1 protein-coding gene is annotated in these 762 nt (G+C 75.3%); it reads left to right on the top strand.

What is annotated here, in order from left to right:
* A partial coding sequence (locus ACWJ6R_RS37405; protein ID WP_449066717.1) for a hypothetical protein occupies positions 1 to 348 on the top strand: 348 nt, incomplete at its 5' end.
* Positions 349 to 762: the final 414 nt, after the last annotated feature.

Genomic DNA, 762 nt, shown 5'->3' on the forward strand with positions numbered 1-762 from the left:
CCCCCGCGCCCGCCCCTCACGGCCAAGGAGAACGACATGCGCAAGCCCGCCCCCGAGATCATCCCCGTCATCCCCGCCCGCGTCGCTGCGGGGCATCTCGTCTACGTGCCGCGCCGCAACCTCTACGCCAAGGTGACGGGCGTTCAGGACTTCCCCACGCACCGCCGCTTCCGCTGGGTCGCCATCAGCCCCGTCCCGCTCGAGGAGGACGACACGGGGCTGCTGATCGTGGACACCCGCACGGGCACGGTGCCGTGCGTGCGCCGCGCGGATGCCCCTCTCCTGTACGAGGGCATCGGCCTCGAGGCGTTCCCGCCCGCCCCGTCAGGGTGCCGTACGGCGTCCTAGCCGCCCCTCGAGCGCGCGGAAGGTCCGCCCCCTTGATGGGGTGCGGGCCTTCGGTGTTCCTGTCCTCGAGCGGCGCGGCCTCGAGGCGCACCACCCTCATGCCTCGAGCGGTGCGGCCTCGAGCGAGCGGAGGAACACGCCCTCGTCTCTCGAGCCGTGCGGCCTCGAGCAGCAGGACCGCCCGCCGTACGGCCGGGAGCCCTCGAGCGGCGCGGCCTCGAGCGGCCGGGAGAAGCGTTCCCGAGCCGTACGGCCTCGAGGCGTCCCTCGCCCCGTCCCTCGAGCGGCGCGGCCTCGAGCGAGCGGGCCGCCCAGCGCTCGAGCCGGTCACCGCCGCACAGCCGCCAGCAGGGCCGACGCCAGGCACAGCAGCGACAGCGCCACCGCCACCCCCGCGCACGCCACCGTCAGCGG

Source organism: Planomonospora algeriensis (assembly GCF_977012225.1).